This is a genomic window from Teretinema zuelzerae, from assembly GCF_021021555.1.
GTDB classification, from domain to species: domain Bacteria; phylum Spirochaetota; class Spirochaetia; order Treponematales; family Treponemataceae; genus Teretinema; species Teretinema zuelzerae.
This window is the reverse complement of record NZ_JAINWA010000001.1, coordinates 1,009,808-1,029,875: the sequence shown is the minus strand read 5'-3', so window position 1 is coordinate 1,029,875 and position 20,068 is coordinate 1,009,808. Positions and strand designations below refer to the sequence as shown.

The window sequence follows — 20,068 nt, the reverse complement described above, 5'->3', positions numbered from 1 at the left end:
CGGTTTATTTGGTATGTATCGTGAATTTTATACGTTTTTTTCCGGCGGGGATGACCATGACCTGAAAATCGGGATAGAATACGGCACCAGAAACCACGACGGCGGAGAAACGATGCATACGACTGTTCATACTGAATATCCGAGGCCCTATCTTGAACGAGACAGTTATTTCAATTTGAACGGCCTGTGGGATTTTTCGCGCGGCAAAAAGGGCGCTTCCTATGCCTTCTCCGACCGGATCGTCGTTCCCTTTTCTCCGGAATCCAGGGCGAGCGGATTAGGAAATTTCATTTTACAGGACGACGAAGAACTCCATTACAGACGAACCTTCGTACTGCCGCCGGATTTCGTCTGCGACCGGGTGTTTCTCCATTTCGGCGCCGTCGATTACGAATGCCGTTGCAGACTCAACGGTGTTCCTGTAGGCCAGCATCGGGGCGGTTTTCTCCCGTTTTTCTTCGATATTACGTCAGCCTTGAAAGAAGGCGAAAACGTTCTCGAGCTCGACGCGACCGATCCGACTGACGGCGGCGTACAAGCGCGCGGCAAGCAAAAGCTCAAGCGCGGCGGCATCTGGTATACGCCCCAGTCCGGCATCTGGCAGACGGTCTGGATGGAAAGCGTCTCCCTCGACTACATTCGGGATCTTTCCATTGTGCCGGACATCGACGCGGGTACCGTCTCGGCGAGCTTCCGCACCGCCGCCTCGACCGCGCGCGTGAAGGTCATGGACGGCTCCGAGATCGTCGCCGAGGCGTCTTTAAACGTTTCCGGCGGCTTCGCGAAGGCGGTTCTTCAGCTTCCGGAGTTCGAACTCTGGTCGCCTGAAAATCCCAAGCTCTATCGCCTGGCCGTTTCCACTCCGGGAGACTACGTGGGCTCCTGGTTCGGCATGCGCAAATTTTCCGTCGAGAGCGACGGAACGCATCGCCGCCTCTTTCTCAACAACCGGCCGTACTTCCACCGGGGCTTGCTGGATCAGGGATACTGGAGCGAGGGCCTGCTGACTCCTCCGGACGACGCGGCGATAGTCCGCGAGCTCGCCCTGGCGAAGGAGATGGGCTTCAACATGCTGCGCAAGCACATCAAGATCGAAAGCCAGCGCTGGTATTGGCACTGCGACCGCCTCGGCCTTTTGGTGTGGCAGGACTTCGTGTGCGGAGGCGGTCCTTACCGCTTCCTCAAAATCGCCCTTTTGCCGTTTCTGGGCTTCCGATTCAACGATAAAAACCATCGATTCATGGAACGAACCGACGCTGCCGGCCGGCTGGAGTTCGAGAGCGAGATGGCCGAAACCGTTCGCCACCTCGGGAACTCCGCCTCGCTCGCCGTCTGGGTTTTGTTCAACGAGGGGTGGGGCCAGTTCGACAGCCGCCGCCTGACTGAAGTTCTCAAGGGTTTGGATTCGAGCCGGATCATCGATTCGGTGAGCGGCTGGCACGATCAGGGCCCCGATTCGAGCGACCTGAAGAGCCTCCATATCTATTACACAAAACCGAAGGTTCCCAAGGGCGAAACGCGAGCCGTGGTGCTATCCGAATTCGGCGGCTATTCCCTGCGGGTTCCCGGCCACGTGTACGACGAGAAAAAGGAATTCGGCTACAAGGTGTTCAAAACCGCCGAGTCTCTCGCCGCCGGCTACAAGAAACTGGTAGAGGACGTAGTCGCGCCTCTCATTCCGGAAGGTCTTTCCGCGACGGTGTACACCCAGCTGAGCGACGTGGAAGAAGAAATCAACGGTCTCGTTACCTGCGACCGCGCGGTCGTCAAGATAGAACCCTCGTTCCTGCGCTCGGTCAACGCGAGTCTTGCCTATCCCGGCCAGGACTCCCCGGCCCGCTAGTTATATACCGCGCGGGGACCGCCGGTGTAGGGAGGCCTCGTGCGCGCGGCGGTAATCGGAGCTTCTCCGATTTTCCGGGTTTCGAGCCTGACCGGAACGGCGACGCGCTTGAGGTGCATACCGATGAGTGTCGAGCCGATGTCGAGGCCCATGTCCGCCTGGATAGTCTCCGCGAGCGCCGGGTCTTTCATTCCCTTCCACGCGGCAGCCGCAAGGGCTCCTCCGGCGGTCGGACGGGGAACGGCGAACACTTCCTGCCAGCCCTTTTCTTCCAGGAGCGCGCGGTCCACTACGAGGGCGCGGTTCAAATGCTCGCAGCACTGAACGGCGGCGCGGAGCTTTTTTTTGCGGCAGAATCGATCGATCGCCTTCCAGAGCGCCCCGGCGGTTTCCGCGCTGCCGGCGGTCCCGATCTTTTTGCCGAGCACCTCGCTGGTGCTGCACCCGACTATCAGCACCTGTCCCGGTTTTCCCTTCGCGGCCTCGAACAGTTCGGCCAACGCTTTTTCTAGTTCTTTCTCTATCGACGCGGAATTCGCAAGCGGTTCGTTCATACGCGGTTCTCCCTTACGCTACGACTATACCGCGGAAACGCATGGGTAAAAAGAAGCCGCCCCTCTTTTCGACGCCTTCGAGGGGGCTCCGAGCATGGACCTTCGCCCCGGCAGGGACGTTCTGCCTCGATTTCTGGTGTACAAAAGCGGTTCAAGAATGGTACAGTGAGACTGCATCAGTGTAAGAGGAGGATTATATGAAAAGAGGAACGGCTTTTGTCGCGGCGATGGTTGCCGCGGCCGCGCTCGTCGGAGTTTTTGCGGGTTGCGCAAAGCCTGCGAACAAGAATTTCATTTTAGCTACCGGCGGCACCGGCGGAACCTACTATCCGTTCGGCGGAGCGATCGCCAATATCTGGAACACGAAGGTCGAGGGCATGAACGTAACCGCCCAGTCGACCGGAGCGTCTGCGGAAAATCTCCGCTTGATCAGCAAGGGCGAAGCCGAATTCGGAATCGTTCAGAACGACGTAATGGATTACGCCTTCAACGGAACCGATATGTTCGACGGCCAGAAGCTCGAGAACCTGAGCACCCTGGGAACCCTGTATCCCGAAGTCATCCAGATCGCCGCTTCGAAGTCCAGCGGAATCGCCTCTGTCGCGGACATGAAGGGTAAACGCGTTTCCGTCGGAGACGCGGGATCGGGAGTCGAATTCAACGCGAAGCAGATCCTTGCCGGATACGGACTTTCATTCGACGACATCAAGAAATCAAACCTTTCGTTCAAGGAGTCCAGCGACGGGCTTCAGAACGGAACCCTCGACGCCTGCTTCGTGACCGCCGGCGTTCCGAACGCGGCTCTCCAGGAGCTCGCTCTTTCTGCCGGCCTCGTGCTGATCCCCGTTGACGGCTCCGCCGCCGAAGCGATCAAGGCTGCCCACGGCTACTACACCGAGAAGGTTATTCCCTCCGGCACCTATAAGGGCATGGACGTCGACGTGACGACCGTGGCCGTGAAGGCGACCCTTGCGGTGAGCGCGAAGCTCGACGAAAAAACCGTCTACGATCTGACTAAGGCGCTTTTCGAAAACCAGGCAGAGCTTGCCAACTCGCACGCGAAGGGCAAGGACCTGAGCGCGGAATACGCGGTTACCGGCGTTTCCGTACCCTTCCACCCGGGCGCGGCGAAGTACTTTAAGGAAAAAGGTCTTATCGTCAAGTGATCGCGGGGAAGGGGCGCAAGGGCGCAGCCCTTTTCCTTTTCGCGGCGGTACTATCCGGCGCCGCGGGGGCGATTCTGTTCCTCCCGCTTGCGCCGGTCCTGTGCGCCCGTCCGCGCACCCGGCCCGGCCCCGTGCTGATCCTCGAGGATCTTTCCGCCGGGATGCGCGAGGTTGAATTCGTTATTTCGTATACGCACTCGGTCAATAAGGGCCGCGTGCGCGACTTTTGCCGGCTCGGAAGCGGCGGCTCGATCGATATTTATAAAACCCGCTTCGTTTCGTACGGGGCGGGAATGCCGGAGCCCGAAGACGGGAGCCGGTTCCGCTCGGGAGACGGCTGGCTTGAACTGGACAATCTGGGCGTGACGGTTCCGCGAATCGTCCTGGCCCTCGGATCGAGCGCCGATCACCGGATCGACTGCGGCGGGCGTACCTTCGTTCTGAAAGACGTCTGGCCGGTTCAAACCTCGATAGCGATAGAGGTTCGCAAGATTTCCCTCTATTCCTTAATCGTAAAACAGTATTTGCGGAAGCAGTAAAAATAACAGCAAGGAGCACCCCATGACCGAAAAAGAGAGGCATGCGAGCAAGACTATAGAAGACATCAGCGACTCCATAATTCCGACCTCCAACGAGGAGGACATCCAGGAGTTCATGAAGCAGTACGATCCGGGGTCGGCCTATCGCGAGCATCAGTGCTGGAAACGGTACATCTCGGTCATGATTTCTCTCGCGTTTTGCGGGTTTCAGCTGTATGCGACCCTTTCCGGGGCGGTAACCGCCCAGGTGCTCCGCGCGACCCATCTCGCCTTCGTCATGCTTCTCGGCTTCATCCTGTATCCGGCTTCCCGGAAAATGCCCCTGAACACGCTTCCCCTCTACGACGTATTTCTCGGCATCGCCGGTTTTTCGGCCTGGATGTACATTGTAATCAACTTCGACACTCTCGTTCGGCGCACCGGCGCCTATCTTCCGCTCGACATCGCGGTGGGCGTAGTCGGCATTCTGATTTTGTTCGAGGCTTGCCGGCGCGTGGCGGGCCTTCCCATCATGCTCATCGCGGGAACCTTTATCGTATACGCCTTCGCCGGCCCCTGGCTGCCGGGCTTTTTCAACCACCGCGGCTACAGCTTCGAGCGCGTGGTCACCCATCTTTTTTACAACACTGAAGGAATCATGGGCACTCCGATAGGAGCCTGCGCGTCCTTCATTTTCCTGTTCATCATGTTCGGAGCCTTTTTGGAAAAAACGGGCATCGGGCAGTTCTTTATCGACATTTGCAACGCGATCGCCGGCGGCGCTTCCGGAGGACCGGCCAAGGTTGCGGTTCTGACCAGCGCCCTCGAGGGCACCGTATCCGGAAGTTCTGTTTCCAACACGGTAGGCTCCGGCAGCTTTACCATCCCGATGATGAAGCAGCTCGGCTACAAGGGGGAGTTCGCCGCTGCCGTGGAAGCCGCGGCTTCGACCGGAGGCCAGATCATGCCGCCGATCATGGGCGCTGCCGCCTTTTTGATGGCGGAAAGCCTCGGCATTCCCTATCTGACGGTGGCCAAGGCGGCCGTCATTCCGGCTATCCTGTATTTTTCCGGCATCTTCATCATGGTTCATCTTGAGGCGAAGAAGCTCGGGCTGAAGGGAATGAGCAAGGATCAGATTCCCCGCTTCCTCCCGCTCTTTCTCGCCAAGGGTTACCTGATGCTTCCACTGGGCGTCATCATCTACTTTTTGATCGAGGGCAAAACCGCGACCTTCTCCGCGCTCATGGGGATTCTAGCCTGCGCGATTCTGGGCGTCGCCGCTTCGGTGATCGATATCATCCGGGGCGATCAGCCCAGAATGAACGTGAAAGACTTCGTCGAGATCATGATCACCGCGGCGCGCAACATTATCGGAGTGGCCGTCGCGTGCGGCATGGCCGGAATCATCATCGGCATCGTAACGCTTACCGGAATCGGCCTCAAGCTCGGAGCCGGCCTCATCGCGGTTTCGCACGGCATTCCGATCATTACGCTCTTTTTGACGATGGTTTCTTCGATCGTGCTCGGCATGGGCGCGCCGACGACCGCGAACTATCTGATCACTTCTACCATTACCGCCGGCGCCATAGTCGGCCTCGGCTTCGAGCCGCTGGCGGCGCATATGTTCGCGTTCTATTTCGGCATTATCGCCGACATCACCCCTCCGGTCGCCCTCGCGGCCATAGCCGGCTCCGCCATCGCGAAATCGAAGCCGATGGCCACCGCCGTTCAGGCGACTAAGCTCGCGATCGCGGCCTTTATCATCCCGTACATGTTCGTGTTCAATCCCGAAATGCTTCTTATAAATACCACGATGTCGAACGTGATTCTCATTATCGGCACCTCACTGATCGGCATGTTCGGCGTGGGAGCCGGTTTGGAAGGCTACATCAGGCGGCCGTGCCGCGTCTGGGAGCGCTTTTTCCTCGTGGGAGCGGGTCTTCTTTTGATAATGCCCGGCCTTACGACCGATATCATCGGTTTCGCTGTCATCGCTTTGATGGTCGGCCTTCAGTACGTACCCGCCCTGGACCCTGCGAAGCGCGCGCGACATGTCTGATTCTCCGGACGCGGAAGCGGAAATTCTCATCGAACTCGCGAACGCGAAGATGCCCTTCGGCAAGTATGCCGGACGGTATCTGGTGGATCTGCCTGAAACCTATGTGCTGTGGTTCAAGGGGAAGGGCTATCCGCCGGGAAAGCTGGGAGACCAGCTTCGGATGATCGAAGATATTCACACCAACGGGCTGGAATATCTGTTGCGCCCTCTCAGGCGCGGAGGATACTGATACTATGGCTGCGAACGACAGAATCCTGCTGGTTTGCGATATCGACGGAACTCTTTATTATCCGGAACACGGCAATCCGGGGCTTGAGGAATTTTCCGCCTGGCTGGAAGCGCATCGCGGCCGGGTCGTATTCGCCGTGAATTCCGGACGCAGCCTCGATGAGATCGCGATGGTCGCCGAATGCGGGCCTCTGCCCCGCCCCGACTGGATCATCTCCGACATGGGCACCGCTATCTCGCGGGGATTCACCCCCGACACCGCCGAGGACGAGTGGGCTTCTCTCATGGCCCGCGACTGGGGCCGCGACGAAATCCGCGATCTGCTGAGCTCTGTTCCCGGACTTCGCGAACAGGAAGCCTGGCACCAGCATCCGGCGAAGCTTTCGTATTATCTGGATGATGATTCGCCGGCGGTCCTTGAGCGCGTCGCTTCGATCTGTTCCGGATGGAACGCCTCCTCCGGCCTTTCCTGCAAAATCTCGTCCTGCCTGGGAATCTATCTGGACATCCTGCCCTCCTGGGGAGGCAAGGGCTCTCCCGTGCTCTGGCTCGGCGAAAAGCTCGGAATCCCCGAGACCGCCTTCGTGGTGGCCGGCGACGCCGGAAACGACAGGGACATGATGGAACGAGGATGGAAGACGATTCTCGTCGCCAATCATTCAGAAGAGCTTGCGGATCTCTCATCTCTGCCGGGAGTCTATCTGTCGGTTTCTCCTTCCGCGGCCGGGGTCCTCGAATATCTGCGGAAAGAAGTCCCCTAATAACAGCGACGTAAATTTGACCGCATAGCCTGAGTCGCCAATACTTGGGGTATATGACCGGCATCGACCGCGCCCTGCTTCACAAGATCAACACGGAAATTCTTCACTCGATTCTCAAGAAGGGCGAGAAGTATAATCTCAAGCATTTGCTCAAGCTGCTCCGGGAGTATCTGGGCGCGGATATCGGCTTTTGGTTCTTTATCGACGGTCCCGTCATCATGTCGATGATTCTCGACGAGTCCGGCGGAGCGGGCGTCCGCCTTCCTCTGTCCATCGCTCCTCCTGAAATCGACGCGTCGGGGATTCCCGAGGTTCCGCGCCGAAGCGAAGGCAGGAAAGGCGCTGGAGCGGGTTTCGTCCCTGGTCGACGATTGCGACGAGGGGTTCAGCCGGATTACCAGGATTATCCAGAGTTTGAAGGATTTTTCGCGGACGGAGAGCCGCGGGGAACTGTCTCAGGTGTTCGTCGAAAAGCTCCTGGAGGATACCCTGAACGTGTCCCGGAACAGCTGGAAATACGTCGCCGAAGCGACGACCGATTTCAAGCTGAACTCTCCGGTCGAGGCCTACGGAGATCTGCTGAATCAGGTGTTCATGAACATCATCGTGAACGCGGCGCAGGCGATACAGGGGCAGGGGAGAACGGAACTTGGAGCGATTCGCATAGAAACCCGCCGCGAGGGAAACGACGCGGTAATAATCATCAGCGACGACGGTCCCGGAATACCGGAAGAGCATATGCGAAAACTGTTCGATCCGTTTTTCACGACCAAGCCGATCGGGCAGGGAACAGGACTGGGTTTGAGCGTATCCTACGACAGAATCGTTAAAAAACATACGGGCGTGTTGAGCGCGGAGAATTCGCCGGAAGGCGGGGCACGCTTTATCATCCGCATACCGATGGAGCAACCCCGGGACTCGCTTCCGGTCGAGGAGGAGCTGTGAGCAACTATATTCTGTTTGTCGACGACGAAGACAAGATCCTGCTGTCTCTTGAGCGCGAGCTCGAAGATTGGCTTGAGGAGCGCGGTCTCGCCTTCCGGAGCGCCGGAAGCGCGAATCAGGCGTTGGAGATTCTCAACGCCGACCACGACACCTGCCAGGCGGTCGTCTCCGATCTGAAAATGCCCCAGAGAAAGGGGTCGGAGCTGCTGTTAGAGATTGCGCGGCGGTGGCCGGCTCTCGGAACCATCCGTTTGACGGGATTTTCCGATATGGACGAGATAAAGGACTGCATAAAGGCAGGGATTGTCTCTTTCCTGCAAAAACCGTGGAACCGGGATATTCTCCGCGCCGAGCTGGAGCGCGTAGTCGCTTTGACCCGCCTGCGCAGGGAGCATGACGAGTATTTCCGCCGGCTGGAGACCGACTTTACGTGGACGCGCCGGCTTCACCATGAACTCCTCTTGAACGAAAAGCTTCCCGGCGACTGGGGGCGAATCGACATCGGAACCGCTTTTGCCGGCGGAACGCTCGACTGCGGCGGAGACCTCATTCTGTCCTTTCAGGCTGTAGACGGCGCCCTGTTTCTCTGTTTCGGCTCTCTATCCGTCACGGGCGTGGAGGGCACCTTCCACGGCGCGAAAATCCGCGAATCCCTGCTCCTTGCCGGCCGCGGACTGGACGCGGGAACGGGTCCGGACGCATTGCTCGCTTCCTTGAACGAAACCCTTTGTTCCGATTTTCCCGATCTTCCGGAAAACTCGCTTTCCCTGAGCGCGTTCCGCTTTTCCCGCGGAGATGATTTCTTTTCCTGCGCCCACGCCGGCGGCGAACATTTCGCCCTCGTCGATTCCGGGCGGCTCGCGGTGCACACGCTTCCGTCTCCCGTTCTCGGCGTTCGCGGCGGCGTGATCTACCCGGTCAAGCGCTATGCCTTCCGCTCGTCCACGACTCTCGTTCTCTTTTCCCGCCTTTTGTACCGGACGCCGTCGCTCGAGCCCCTGTTCGTTTCTGCGCTTGAAGGCTACGCGAAAGGCGATTCCTCGACATCTGCGGGAAGTCTGCTCGGCGGAATGCTCGGGAGCAGGACGCTTCCCTTCGATTCGACGCTCGCCCTGTTTCGCCTTTCCTGATTTTCTGGTAGTATTTTTTTACGGAGACTCATACTATGTTTAAGACACTGATAGCCTTTTTCAGAATTTGCGGATACCTGATATACCGCCGCCCCCAGTTGAAAATAGCGAAACGCCTCGACAGGGAAGGAAAGATTCAGGAGCGGGACGAGAAGGTCCGCGAGGGCGTCGCCGAATGGGCCCGGTTCATGGTCGAACTGTCCGGTTCGACGGTTGAAGTGATCGGAGAGGAGCACATTCCCCGGGACACCGCCGTCGTATTCATCGGAAACCATCAGGGTTATTTCGATATTCCCATACTTCTCGGCTATGTAAATAAAACCAAGGCTTTTATCTCGAAGATAGAAATTCTCAAGGTGCCTCTGCTTTCAGATTGGATGAAGCTCATGCAGTGCACCTTTCTCGACAGAAAGGATATGCGCCAGTCTGTGCGCGCCATGGGAGAAGCGATTGAAACGGTGAAACGGGGATATTCTCTGGTGATCTTCCCGGAGGGAACCCGAAGCCGGGGCGGCCCGGTCGGCGATTTCAAGGCCGGTAGTTTGAAGCTCGCGTTGAAGGCCGGAGTTCCCATTATTCCGGTTACGATCGACGGGTCCTGGCGAATCTTCGAGGCTACAGGCAAATTCGCTAAAACTCATGTCCGGGTCACTCTGCATCCCGCTATTCCCACCGCCGGCCTTTCGCGCGAGGAAGCGGCGGCTCTTCCCGAACAGGTGCGTTCGGTCGTAGTCTCGGCTCTTCCTCCTGCCGTCGAGTAAGCCTTCCCCTAAGTTTCAGCTCATCGAATTTTCAGCGGCGTTTCGGCGCCGCTTATTTTTTCAGGGCTTCGGCGACTGCATCCGCGAGTATCTGGTCTACTTCGATGTTTTTTGCCTGTGTAGCGCCCGTCCGGATCTCTCTTGTCATATCGCCGAGCGCCTGGATGATCCAGTCGCAGGCGAGACTCGGGGCGATTTTACCGGTATCGACGACTAAATCGAAGGCTACCGCTGTTTCCCTGTTGGCGCCGTAGACCGTTTCAATGAACTTGTTGCGTACCCGGTCTTTCTCCCGAACCAGTTTTTCAGCATCTTCCGCGTTCAGAGCATCGGCGTTCATGATCCGCTCTACCCGGACGGCGAGCGGCGCTTGAATACGTACGTTCAGCACGTCCGCGTAGCCTGAAAGAACGGCGAAGCCTCCCCGCCCGACGATGATTACGTCCCCGTGCCGCGCGAGAGCTTGTATAGTCCGGTTCATCATATCGATGGTGACGGCGCGTTGCTCGGCCTTTTGCGCGTCGAAGCCTTCCCAGAAAGCCGGAATATTGTCGTGGATGCGCTCGAAGCCGATGAGTCCGTATTTGGAAAGGATCGAGCCGATCAGGTTTTTATCGGCTAAGCGATAGCCTGTTTTTTCGGCTATCGCCCGGGCGATACTGGTGCCGGCGCTGCCGGCTTCTCTCGAAATGGTTATTACGCTCATAATGCGCCTCCTTCCGTGTTCCGCCTTAAACGTAAGACTCCGGAGGCGGATCGTCAAATAATGAAGCGGTTTACGTTTTCCTTGAGCGAGAGGGCTTCGTCGTTGAGGGTTTGAGCGGCGGCGGTGAGTTCTTCCGAAGCCGCCGCGTTCTTTTGTACGACGGTGTCCAGCTGAATCATCGCCTGTCCGATCTGATCAACGCCCATCCGCTGTTCGTTCGAGGCCGCGCTGATCTCCGCCACGAGGTCGGCGGTGCGCACGATGTCCGGGGTTAGCCCGCTCAGCACCGTGCCCGCCTTTGTGGCGACGGCGGTCGTATTAGCGGAAATATCCCGAATTTCCGAGGCTGATCCGCCGCTCCGCTCCGCGAGCTTTCTGATTTCTCCGGCGACTACCGAGAATCCTTTTCCCGCTTCTCCGGCTCGCGCCGCTTCTATAGCCGCATTCAGGGCAAGCAGGTTCGTTTGCCGGGCGATTTCTTCTATTACAGCAATCTTTTCCGCGATCCGCTTTACCGCTTCGATGGCTTCTTCGACCGCGGTGAATCCTTCCTTAGCGTCGATCGCCGCCTTGCGCGCGATGCGCTCCGTTTCCGTCGCATTTTCGGCGTTCTGCCGGATGGTCGCCGCCATCTGTTCTACCGAGGCCGAAATTTCTTCCGTTGAAGCCGCCTGCCTGGTCGCTCCTTCGGACACTTCTATCGCCGTGTCCCTCAGCTGTCCCGAGCCGTTTTCAACCCGCTCGGATATGTCGACTATTCCGCCGATCAGAGAGGAAAGATCGCTTCTCATGGTGTCGAGAGACCGCACGAGTGATCCCGTTTCATCCTTCAGATGCGCAAATTCGGATTCTCCGGTGTCAGAGAGATCTCCGGAGGCGAAGGCTTCCGTTCTCAGCGAGGCGTGGATGATCGGCCTGCTGAGTCGCTTTCCGACCGCGATAGCTATGATGATGCCCGCGATAGTCGCGAGAATGGTGAAAGCCAGCGTCGTAATCAGGGCAGCAGCCATGGCAGCCTGAACCTCGGCCTTCTTTTCTCCGACTATAACGTCGATGTCGTCCGTGTATGCCCCGGTTCCCACAACCCAGCCCCAGCTGGGGGAGAGAAGGCTGTAGCTTCTCTTGGGAAGCGGAATGTCGGATCCCGCCTTGGGGAACCAGTAATTGGTGTAGCCGCCTTCGCTCTTCATTCCGTTCGCGATAATGTCCTTGATCATCGCATAGCCGTTCGCGTCGACGAGATTGAGGCGGTTCGTCCCCTCGCTCTTGCCCCCCAGCAGAACTACGTTGTCACCGTTCGGAGTATCTGCCCAGAAATATTCGGTTTTATTGTAGCGGATGTCCCGGAGGAGGCGCTTGGCAACTTCCTCGGCCTGAGCGGGCTGCAGGATTCCTTCGTCCTTCAATTTCGCGATGCGTTCCAGCATGGTCTGGGCGGTTTCCACTTCCCAGCGGATTCCGCGGTCGAAGCTTTCCCGTAACGTCGCGTCCAACAGAGCAATTTCATCCTGTGTTATCGAACGAATGGATACAAAAAAAGTACCCATTAATATGCCGGCGATTAAAACCGCGACTCCGGCTACCAGGATGATGATTTTCGTTGTGATGCTTTTCAAGAACAGCCTCCAGATAAATAGTGCGTGTACGTTCCAAATGAAAGGATTTCGGATTACTTTGTAAAGTATAAGAGACTTTTTTTATAAACGCAAAAAAGCGATATTAATTGTTTCTTTCGTCATTTAATGTATGTATATTTTATTGAGAGATCCGCGAAAGCCGCGGGGAAAAGGAGAGTAACACATGCTTCAGTTCGAATTTGAAAATCCCACCCGGATCGTATTCGGCCAGGGTGTTGAAAACACCGTAGGAAGGGAGACCGCCCGCCACGCCTCAAAGGTTCTCCTGCATTTCGGCGGCGCAAGCGCGTTGAAAAGCGGCCTGCTGGATCGGGTTCGCTCATCGCTTACAGAAGCGGGCGTAGAATACCGGGAACTCGGAGGCGTCCAGCCGAATCCCCGCCTTTCGCTGGTGCTCGAGGGCATGAAAATCTGCCGGGATGAAAAAATTCCGTTTATTCTTGCGGTCGGCGGCGGGAGCGTAATCGACTCCGCAAAGGCGATTGCCGCCGCCGTGCCGTATGCGGGCGATCCCTGGGATTTCTGGGAGTACTCCGCCTCTCCCGAGACCGCTCTGCCGGTCGGCGTAGTGCTTACTATCCCGGCAGCCGGAAGCGAGACGAGCGGCAGCACCGTCATCACCAACGCGGAAAAGGAGCTCAAGCGCGGCCTGACGAGCCAGCTCCTCCGTCCACGCTTCGCGCTCATGAACCCAGAGCTCACCATGACGCTCCCCGCCTACCAGACAGCCTGCGGAGCCGCCGACATCATGGCTCACGTCATGGAGCGGTACTTCACCAATACGCGGGACGTGGAGTTCACCGATAGATTGTGCGAGGCGACGCTGAAAACCGTCATTTCGAATGTGCCGAGAGCCCTGGAAAATCCGCAGGATTACGCCGCGCGGGCGGAAATCATGTGGGCGGGAACCATCGCCCATAACGACCTTCTGGGCACTGGCCGCGAGCAGGACTGGGCTTCTCACGGCATCGAGCACGAGCTGAGCGCCCTGTACGACATCGCGCACGGAGCGGGACTCGCCATCGTATTCCCCTCCTGGATGCGCCGGGTATACCGGCACGATCCGGCCCGCTTCGCCCGTTTCGCTCACGAGGTGTTCGCTGTAGAATACGATCCGTTCAATATCGAACGGACAGCCCTCGAGGGCATCGGCCGTCTGGAATCCTTTTTCCGGAGAATCGGTTTGCCCGTGCGTCTTTCTGAAGCCGGCATTCCGGCCGACCGCATTCCGGAAATGGCGCGGAAAAGCACGCTCAAGGGCGGCGGAATGATCGGCGGCTTCGTAAAACTTGATTCGGCCGCTGTTCAATCGATTTTAGAGGCTGCTCTTTAATTTTTTTCCGCCCCGGCCGATCGAATGAATCCGGCCGGGCGGGAAATATGGTATAATTACTTTCCATGAAAAAGATCGTCCGCGCCGGTTTGTTCCTCTCTGCCGTGTGCTCCCTGGCGCCCTTCGCGGTGTCCGTTTTCCTTTTGGCAAGACTCACCGGAGAAATCGCCGGTCGCCGGGGCATCGAGCCGCCGGCGGCTTTGCACCTCGCCCTCTACGTGCCCCGAACGCGGAGCTCGTCGCTCGACGCCCTTGTTTCGGCGGCGCGCGAAACAGCCGCGGCGGAAGGCGCGGCATTATCCGTCCACTCCCTCGACTCGGACGGCAGCACCCTCGGCATGGCGCAGTGGACGGGAGCCCAGGGCGTGATCGTGCATCCGGACGGAGGCGACCGGGTCATTCTGCGCGAAATGGAAGCCCTCAGAAAGCGGGGAATCCCCGTCGTGCTGGTTAACCACTCGATTCCGTCGGATCTTCCCTGGGCCTTCGTCGGCGCGAATAATTTCGATTTCGGAAAAAAAGCCGGGGCTCTGGTAAGCCGCGAGGTTCGAAGCGATCCCCGCATCGTCGTCGTATACAGCGATAAAAATCCCGCAGTCTATTCTGAGCGCGAGCTCGTGGAAATGGGCTTGTCCACGGTGTTCTCCGGACGTTCCGCCCAGCTTCTTCCGTCGGTGAAAACCGCCGTGAATCCGCGGGACGCGGAAAATGTCGTTCATGAACTGCTTCGCCAGCGTCCCGAGGTAAATGTTCTCGTGTTCACCGATGCGGAGGACACCATAGCCGGCTGCCAGGCTTTGATCGACCTGAATCTCGTCGGCGTTGTTCAGGTGATCGGCTACGGAGACAGCCCCGAAATCCGAGACTATATCAGAAAAGGCGTTTTAAACGGCTCCCTCGCAGTGAATCCCGGACCCACCGGCGCCCAGGCCGTCCGCTCTCTCATAGAACTCGCGCGAACCGGATATACCTCCAGTTCTGTTGATACGGGAATAGAAATCCTTTCCCGGGAAAGGACCGCGAAATGAGCTACCGGATGTTCCACTCCTTCCGCGCCCAGCTATTGTTCAATATTTCCTGGGTGGTTCTCATCCTGGTGATTTCATCAACCTGGATACTGTTTTCCACGGTGCGCCTTCAAACCCTCGCGGGAGAGACGCTCGCGGGGCAGGAAACGATAGACGAAGCCTGCGCCGCCCTTGAAACGCTGCGGGAACCGCTTCTGGAGTACCTCTCCAACCGTTCTTCCGACGCTCTTTCGCAGGTGCTCATCCTCTCCCAATCCCTGCGGGCACGCCTCGACGTCGACAGCCCCATCCCCCTGGACGAGACGGCCCTGCGCACGCGGGAGCTTCATTTCCTCTTCCACTCATGGCTTGATCTGGCGGATTCGGCGATTGAGGAAAAGCGCGGAATGGATGTCGCGGGATACACCGCCCGCTTCGACGAGATGGAGAGAATCCGTTCCTACATCTCGGAGGAGAACGCTCGGCTCTCCGCCGTCCGTTTCGCGAACCAGCAGAAAAGCTATTCCCTCTTCGTTTCGCTCTCCCGGAATATCCAGCTTCTGAACCTTCTGTTCATCATTTCGATTTCGGCGTTTTCTATCCTCCTCCTCCTCCATGTGGCGGACAAGATGAACGAGCCGATGGCGAATCTGTCTCGCATGGCTTCGGAAATATCGGCGGGCCGCTTCGACGCGGAGGACGTGGGAATGTCTTCGATGCATGAAATCGACCATGTGGTCGAGGCCTTCAACCGCATGAAGCGGGACATCCACACCTACATACAGGAAATACGCTGGCAGCGGAATGTCGAGCAGGAATACATGAACGAGCGCGTGCGGAACATGAAGATGGAACAGATGATGCGCCGCATGGAGCTCTACACCTTGCAGGCTCAGATGAATCCTCACTTCCTGTTCAATACGCTCAATACCGGAATCCAGTTGGCAATAGTCGAAGGCGCCGAGCGGACGAGCGAATACATGGACCACCTTGCGCGCCTGTTTCGGCATAACCTTCGCGAAAAGAACGTGATCGTTCCGCTCAGGCACGAGATCGAAGGATTGGAATCTTTCTTCTATATACTCCGGGTGCGCTTCCCGAAAAATCTCGATCTGATTCTGGATTGCCCTGAAGAACTGCTGGATGCCCATCAGGTTCCCGCTTCGATTCTGCAGCCCCTTGTCGAAAACTCGGTCGTCCACGGATTCAATCGAAGCGAAGGTCGGAACTCGATCATCGTCCGCGTGTTCGAAACGCCGGGCCGGCTCGCCCTCTCCGTTTCAGACAACGGCACCGGAATTCCACATGAGGACGCCGAACGCCTGTTCGTCCATCCCCAGGGAGAGGACGGCCTGGTGAAGGTGACGGGCCTTGCGAACGTGATCCACCGGCTCCGCTTTTTCTGGCCCGACGATCCCGGAGTCGTCCGCATCGCGTCGACCGGCGCGCCGCAGGGGGCTCTGCCGGGAGCAGGCTATGTGCATCCCGCCCCGCTTCCGGAGGATCCGGGAGCGTATCCTCCTCTGCCGGAGCTTTCGCCTCCGGAAGAGGGCAGCGTCGTATTCATCAGCATCGATACCGGGAGGGCCGCATGCATACCGTCCTGATCGTCGACGACGAAGAACCCGTTCTCGACAGCTACGCCTTTCTTCTGGAAGGCTGCCCTTCCGGCTTCTCTCTCGCCGGCAAAGCGCGCAACGGCTACGAGGCGATCAAGTTCATGTACGAGCACAAGCCTGATCTGGTGTTCATGGACATACAGATGCCGGGAATGGACGGGCTTGATACCTTGAGCGAAATCCACGGAAAATTCCCGGACACCGTTTTCATTCTTTCCACGGCCTATGAACGCTTCGATCTCGCGCGCCGGGCGATCCCGCTCGGCGTGCATTCGTACCTCGTAAAACCGGTAACAAAAAAAGTATTTCTCGAAACGCTCGCCGAAGCGGCCCTCGTACTGGAGCGGAAAAAACGCTCTCGCGGAGGATTCGACGATGCTGACGGCGCGGACGGGCGGGGCGGACGTTCCGCCGCGGTCCGCTTCCTTTCCCGCGACGTGTGGCGTTCTTCCACGCGAGAAGAATGGGAGATATGGCGCGACCGTCTCCTCATCGATTCCAACCGCGGCCGGATCTGCATAGCCGGCATCGATTCGGACAAGAAGGACCGCTTCGAAAAGCTCGTAGAACTGTTGTCGAAAAAATTCAGAATCGTCTTCGCTCCCTATCTCGATCTCGGCATTTTCTTTTTTCCCGGAGAGACCGACCAATCCCTCGTAGAGTCGGCGGTGAACGCGGCTCTCGCGGAAATCAGTTCTCCCGACGTGGTGAGCTTCGCCGGTTTCGGCTCTCTCCGCGACGGCCCCGAGCTCCGCGAGTCCGCTCTGGAAGCCCTGCAGGAAGCCCGGGAAAAGCGCATCAGAAGCGGGGACCTCCTGGGCGAACGCCTGAGGGTGAGCAGGCTGCGCAGAAGGCTCGGCCTCGGCGATTCGAACGAACTCCGCGAATTGTTCGAAACCCACTGGAAGGCGGTGTTCTCCACCTGGCCCTTCGAAACAGCCCGCGCCCGGATGATCGCCTTGTTCGCCCTTCTGGAAGACGACGCTTCGGGCCGCTGCCTCGAGCCTTCCGAAGATTCTCCCTGCTTCGACTACGCGGGAGAGATTGCGTCTCTGTCGTCCGTCGACGAGTGGGCGGTGTGGGCTTCTTCGGCCTTTGCGCGCCTGAGCTCCCTTGCCCAGAGAAGGCGGAGCGCCGTCATGCCGATTCCGCTCATCAAGGCGATGGCCTATATCGAGGCCGAATTCGACCGGCCTCTGCAGCTCTCGGACGCCGCAGACGCCGCCTCCGTTTCTCCCGCGTATCTGAGCCGCCTTTTTTCCGAGCATCTCAATTCGACCTTCGTCGACTGCCTTACGCGCCTCAGAATCGAACGGGCGGAAGACCTCATCCGCGGCGGAGGCCTGAGCATAAAGGAAATCGCCGCCCGGGTGGGCTACCAGGACGCGAATTATTTCAGCAAGACGTTCCGCAAGGTTGTGGGAATGTCGCCGAGCATGTACGAGCGGGGAGAATAATTCCATGAAAAGAAAGATCCTGCCGATCGCGAAACGCGTTGCCTTCTTCTGCGTTTCAGCCGCGCTGAGCCTGTCCGTTGCGTCTTGCAGGGGAAGGGGCGAGATTCGGAATCGGAGTTCGGAAAAAAAGCCGGTCATCGGTTTTTCCATCGCTACCGATACCTTCATCCTCGAGCGCTGGAACAAGGACATCAAGATTTTCTCCGGGGCCGCGCGCGAACTCGGCGCCGAGGTGATAGTCCAGCTTTCCGCAGGGGGAACGAAAGAACAGATATCCCAGATCAATTTTCTCCTCGACCGGAAGATCGACGTGCTGGTGGTGATAGCCCACGACACGGACATGCTTTCAGGCGTGGTGAAAAAAGCGCGGGACTCGGGAATTCCGGTCATCGCCTACGACCGGCTCGTCATGGACGTGCCCATCGACGCCTATGTGTCCTTCGACAACCGCGAAGTCGGGCGCCTTTTCGGCAGAGCCCTTCTCGAAGCCGCGCCTGAAGGAAATTACGTGATCGTGAACGGATCGCTGCGGGACAACAACAGCTACGAAGTGAACGCGGGCCTGCATGAAATCCTCGACGAAGCGGCTTCCAAAAAGAAGATTACGATAATCGACGAAGTGTGGCTTGAAGAATGGAGCTCGGACGAAGCCCGCAGGAGGATAGGAGAAATACTAGAACGGCGCACGGACATCGCCGCTATTTCCTGCGCGAACGACCAGATCGCGAGCGCCGCTATCCAGCTTCTCTCCGAATACCGCCTTGCCGGAAAAGTCGCCGTCGTCGGACAGGACGCTGACATCGGAGCCTGCCAAAAGGTAGTCGAAGGCATTCAGCTCATGACGGTCTACAAGCCCATCGCCCGCCTCGCCGCGAAGGCAGCCTCCCTGGCCGTCGCCCTTGCCGGAGGAAACTCTGTGGCGGCCGATCTTTTCGTCGATAACCGCAGCGGAACGCCGGTTCCCTTTTACAGGGAGTCCCCCCGCGCGGTGTTCTCCTCCAACATGGACGACATCGTCATCGCCGACGGTTTTCACTCGGCCTCCGACGTGTACCGCAATCTCGACGAGCGGGTAAAATCCGAACCTTAAGATTTTACCGGTTTGCGTCCGGTCGTTCAGTCCGAGTGAAAACGAATACCCGATAATCAAAAAACTTTCCCGTTTTCGCTTGGAGAAGACCGGGGCATACTGTATCAAGCGAAAGTTTTTCAAGGAGGACAGTATGAAAAAGAGTATCGCAACAGTGATCGCCCTTGCGCTCGTCGCGGGGTCTGTATTTGCAGGCGGCGGAGCCGAGAAAAAAGAAGCAGGCGGAATGATCGGCCTGGCAATGCCGGAAACCCACGTCGAGCGCTGGCAGAAAGACGGCGCGGCCCTGCTCGCAGACGCGACCGCGAAAGGCTATAAAGCAGAAGTCGCTTACGGCGACGCCGACCAGAGCAAGCAGAACCAGCAGATCCAGGACTTCCTGACCAAGGGAGCCAAGCTGCTCGTCATCGGTTCCGTTAACGAAGGCGTCGTATCCGCAGTAGCGGACGCTGCCACCGACGGAGCCATCGTCATCGCCTACGACCGCCTCATCACCGGTTCGAAGGACTACGACTACTACATCACCTTCGACAACTACAAGGTCGGACAGTTCCAGGGAAAAGCGATCGAATCCGCTCTTAACCTCGCGGCCGCAACCAAGGACAAGCCCAAGTACATCACCCTGTTCGCCGGATCTCCCACCGACAACAACGCGAAAGTGTTCTTCGACGGAGCGATCGACGTTCTCCGCCCCTATGCCGAGAAAGGCTCCCTCGTGATCGTCGGACCCGCTCCCCTGAAATCCTCTGACGCGAGCTTCACCAAGATCACCACGGAAAACTGGCGCGCGGATATCGCCAAGGCTCGCATGGAGAACCTGCTCAACAACGATGCCAAGAACGTAGTTCTCGACGCGGTCCTCGCTCCCAACGACACCCTTGCCCGCGCCATCATCGAAGCATGCGCCACAGACGGAAAATACTCCGGCGGAAAACTCCCCGTAGTAACCGGACAGGACGGCGAAGTCGCCTCCATCGCGGCGATCCGCGACGGCAAGCAGAACATGACCGTATTCAAGGACACCCGCAAACTCGCAGCCGCGACCATCGAACTTGCCGACGCTCTTCTTAAGGGTGCCGATCCCAAGATCGCCGGAGCGCGCCTCGACACGACCAGCTACGACACCGGAAAAAAAGTGGTGAAAGCCTATCTTCTCGAGCCGGTTATCGTAAACAAGGACAACTGGAAGGCCGTCATGGTCGACTCCGGATACTACAAAGCGGAAGACATCAAGTAAGAGGAACGGTTCAG

The 20,068-nt window shown here is 58.2% G+C and carries 19 protein-coding genes; 15 read left to right on the top strand and 4 right to left on the bottom strand.

The annotated features are described in order from the left end of the window. Window positions 1–13 precede the first annotated feature (13 nt). Entirely contained in the window at window positions 14–1,843 is a 1,830-nt protein-coding gene (locus K7J14_RS04730; RefSeq protein ID WP_230753756.1) for a glycoside hydrolase family 2 protein, read from the top strand. On the opposite strand, the gene K7J14_RS04725 is transcribed toward K7J14_RS04730, so the two are convergent. Beyond that, window positions 1,840–2,397 (bottom strand): TIGR01440 family protein, encoded by a 558-nt coding sequence (locus K7J14_RS04725; protein ID WP_230753754.1) that lies wholly within the window; start codon window positions 2,395–2,397, stop codon window positions 1,840–1,842. The genes K7J14_RS04730 and K7J14_RS04725 overlap by 4 nt on opposite strands. A 197-nt stretch (window positions 2,398–2,594) precedes the next feature. Between K7J14_RS04725 and K7J14_RS04720 the strand changes: the two genes are divergently transcribed. Genes K7J14_RS04720 through K7J14_RS04700 form a run of 5 tightly spaced genes read left to right on the top strand, consistent with a single transcriptional unit; the run spans window position 2,595 to window position 7,132 of the window. After that, a complete protein-coding gene (locus K7J14_RS04720) occupies window positions 2,595–3,563 on the top strand; it encodes a TAXI family TRAP transporter solute-binding subunit (protein ID WP_230753752.1) in 969 nt (322 codons plus the stop codon). Beyond that, window positions 3,560–4,102, top strand: coding sequence for a DUF1850 domain-containing protein (locus K7J14_RS04715; protein ID WP_230753749.1), 543 nt, complete (start codon window positions 3,560–3,562; stop codon window positions 4,100–4,102). The genes K7J14_RS04720 and K7J14_RS04715 overlap by 4 nt, the downstream gene beginning before the upstream one ends. Before the next feature lie 22 nt (window positions 4,103–4,124). After that, window positions 4,125–6,143, top strand: coding sequence for a TRAP transporter permease (locus K7J14_RS04710; RefSeq protein WP_230753746.1), 2,019 nt, complete (start codon window positions 4,125–4,127; stop codon window positions 6,141–6,143). After that, the gene (locus tag K7J14_RS04705; protein WP_230753743.1) at window positions 6,136–6,372 is read left to right on the top strand and encodes a DUF3820 family protein; all 237 of its coding nucleotides are present in this window, start codon (window positions 6,136–6,138) and stop codon (window positions 6,370–6,372) included. Before K7J14_RS04710 ends, K7J14_RS04705 begins: the two co-directional genes overlap by 8 nt. Window positions 6,373–6,376: 4 nt before the next feature. Further along, window positions 6,377–7,132, top strand: a complete 756-nt coding sequence (locus K7J14_RS04700; protein ID WP_230753742.1) for an HAD family hydrolase — start codon at window positions 6,377–6,379, stop codon at window positions 7,130–7,132. Window positions 7,133–7,235: 103 nt separating this feature from the next. Here K7J14_RS04700 and K7J14_RS04695 read toward each other — a convergent pair whose 3' ends face one another. Beyond that, a complete protein-coding gene (locus K7J14_RS04695) occupies window positions 7,236–7,406 on the bottom strand; it encodes a hypothetical protein (protein ID WP_230753739.1) in 171 nt (56 codons plus the stop codon). 140 nt (window positions 7,407–7,546) lie between these two features. Here K7J14_RS04695 and K7J14_RS04690 point away from each other — a divergent pair, with 140 nt between their 5' ends. The 3 genes from K7J14_RS04690 to K7J14_RS04680 are packed head-to-tail and all read left to right on the top strand — an operon-like array spanning window position 7,547 to window position 9,968. Further along, window positions 7,547–8,077, top strand: coding sequence for a sensor histidine kinase (locus K7J14_RS04690; RefSeq protein WP_230753737.1), 531 nt, complete (start codon window positions 7,547–7,549; stop codon window positions 8,075–8,077). After that, window positions 8,074–9,207 (top strand): response regulator, encoded by a 1,134-nt coding sequence (locus tag K7J14_RS04685; protein WP_230753735.1) that lies wholly within the window; start codon window positions 8,074–8,076, stop codon window positions 9,205–9,207. The genes K7J14_RS04690 and K7J14_RS04685 overlap by 4 nt, the downstream gene beginning before the upstream one ends. Window positions 9,208–9,242: 35 nt before the next feature. Beyond that, window positions 9,243–9,968, top strand: a complete 726-nt coding sequence (locus K7J14_RS04680; protein ID WP_230753732.1) for a lysophospholipid acyltransferase family protein — start codon at window positions 9,243–9,245, stop codon at window positions 9,966–9,968. A gap of 52 nt (window positions 9,969–10,020) precedes the next feature. On the opposite strand, the gene K7J14_RS04675 is transcribed toward K7J14_RS04680, so the two are convergent. Both K7J14_RS04675 and K7J14_RS04670 read right to left on the bottom strand, forming a co-directional pair. Continuing rightward, window positions 10,021–10,674 carry a cytidylate kinase-like family protein gene (locus tag K7J14_RS04675; protein ID WP_230753729.1) on the bottom strand — a complete coding sequence of 218 codons (654 nt, stop codon included), beginning with the start codon at window positions 10,672–10,674 and terminating at the stop codon, window positions 10,021–10,023. A gap of 53 nt (window positions 10,675–10,727) precedes the next feature. After that, on the bottom strand, window positions 10,728–12,290 hold the full coding sequence (locus K7J14_RS04670; protein WP_230753726.1) for a methyl-accepting chemotaxis protein: 1,563 nt from the start codon (window positions 12,288–12,290) through the stop codon (window positions 10,728–10,730). Window positions 12,291–12,474: 184 nt separating this feature from the next. On the opposite strand from K7J14_RS04670, the gene K7J14_RS04665 reads away from it, so the two are divergent. The 6 genes from K7J14_RS04665 to K7J14_RS04640 all read left to right on the top strand — a co-directional run bounded on the left by K7J14_RS04665 (window position 12,475) and on the right by K7J14_RS04640 (window position 20,054). Further along, on the top strand, window positions 12,475–13,644 hold the full coding sequence (locus tag K7J14_RS04665) for an iron-containing alcohol dehydrogenase (protein ID WP_230753723.1): 1,170 nt from the start codon (window positions 12,475–12,477) through the stop codon (window positions 13,642–13,644). A gap of 65 nt (window positions 13,645–13,709) precedes the next feature. Further along, entirely contained in the window at window positions 13,710–14,672 is a 963-nt protein-coding gene (locus K7J14_RS04660; protein WP_230753720.1) for a sugar ABC transporter substrate-binding protein, read from the top strand. Further along, window positions 14,669–16,258, top strand: a complete 1,590-nt coding sequence (locus K7J14_RS04655) for a sensor histidine kinase (RefSeq protein WP_230753717.1) — start codon at window positions 14,669–14,671, stop codon at window positions 16,256–16,258. Before K7J14_RS04660 ends, K7J14_RS04655 begins: the two co-directional genes overlap by 4 nt. Beyond that, the gene (locus tag K7J14_RS04650; protein WP_230753715.1) at window positions 16,243–17,727 is read left to right on the top strand and encodes a helix-turn-helix domain-containing protein; all 1,485 of its coding nucleotides are present in this window, start codon (window positions 16,243–16,245) and stop codon (window positions 17,725–17,727) included. Before K7J14_RS04655 ends, K7J14_RS04650 begins: the two co-directional genes overlap by 16 nt. Window positions 17,728–17,731: 4 nt before the next feature. Then, window positions 17,732–18,817: a substrate-binding domain-containing protein gene (locus tag K7J14_RS04645; RefSeq protein ID WP_230753711.1), complete on the top strand. Its 1,086-nt coding sequence runs from the start codon at window positions 17,732–17,734 to the stop codon at window positions 18,815–18,817. Between the two features lie 133 nt (window positions 18,818–18,950). Then, window positions 18,951–20,054 (top strand): substrate-binding domain-containing protein, encoded by a 1,104-nt coding sequence (locus tag K7J14_RS04640; protein ID WP_230753709.1) that lies wholly within the window; start codon window positions 18,951–18,953, stop codon window positions 20,052–20,054. The last annotated feature ends 14 nt before the right edge of the window (window positions 20,055–20,068 follow it).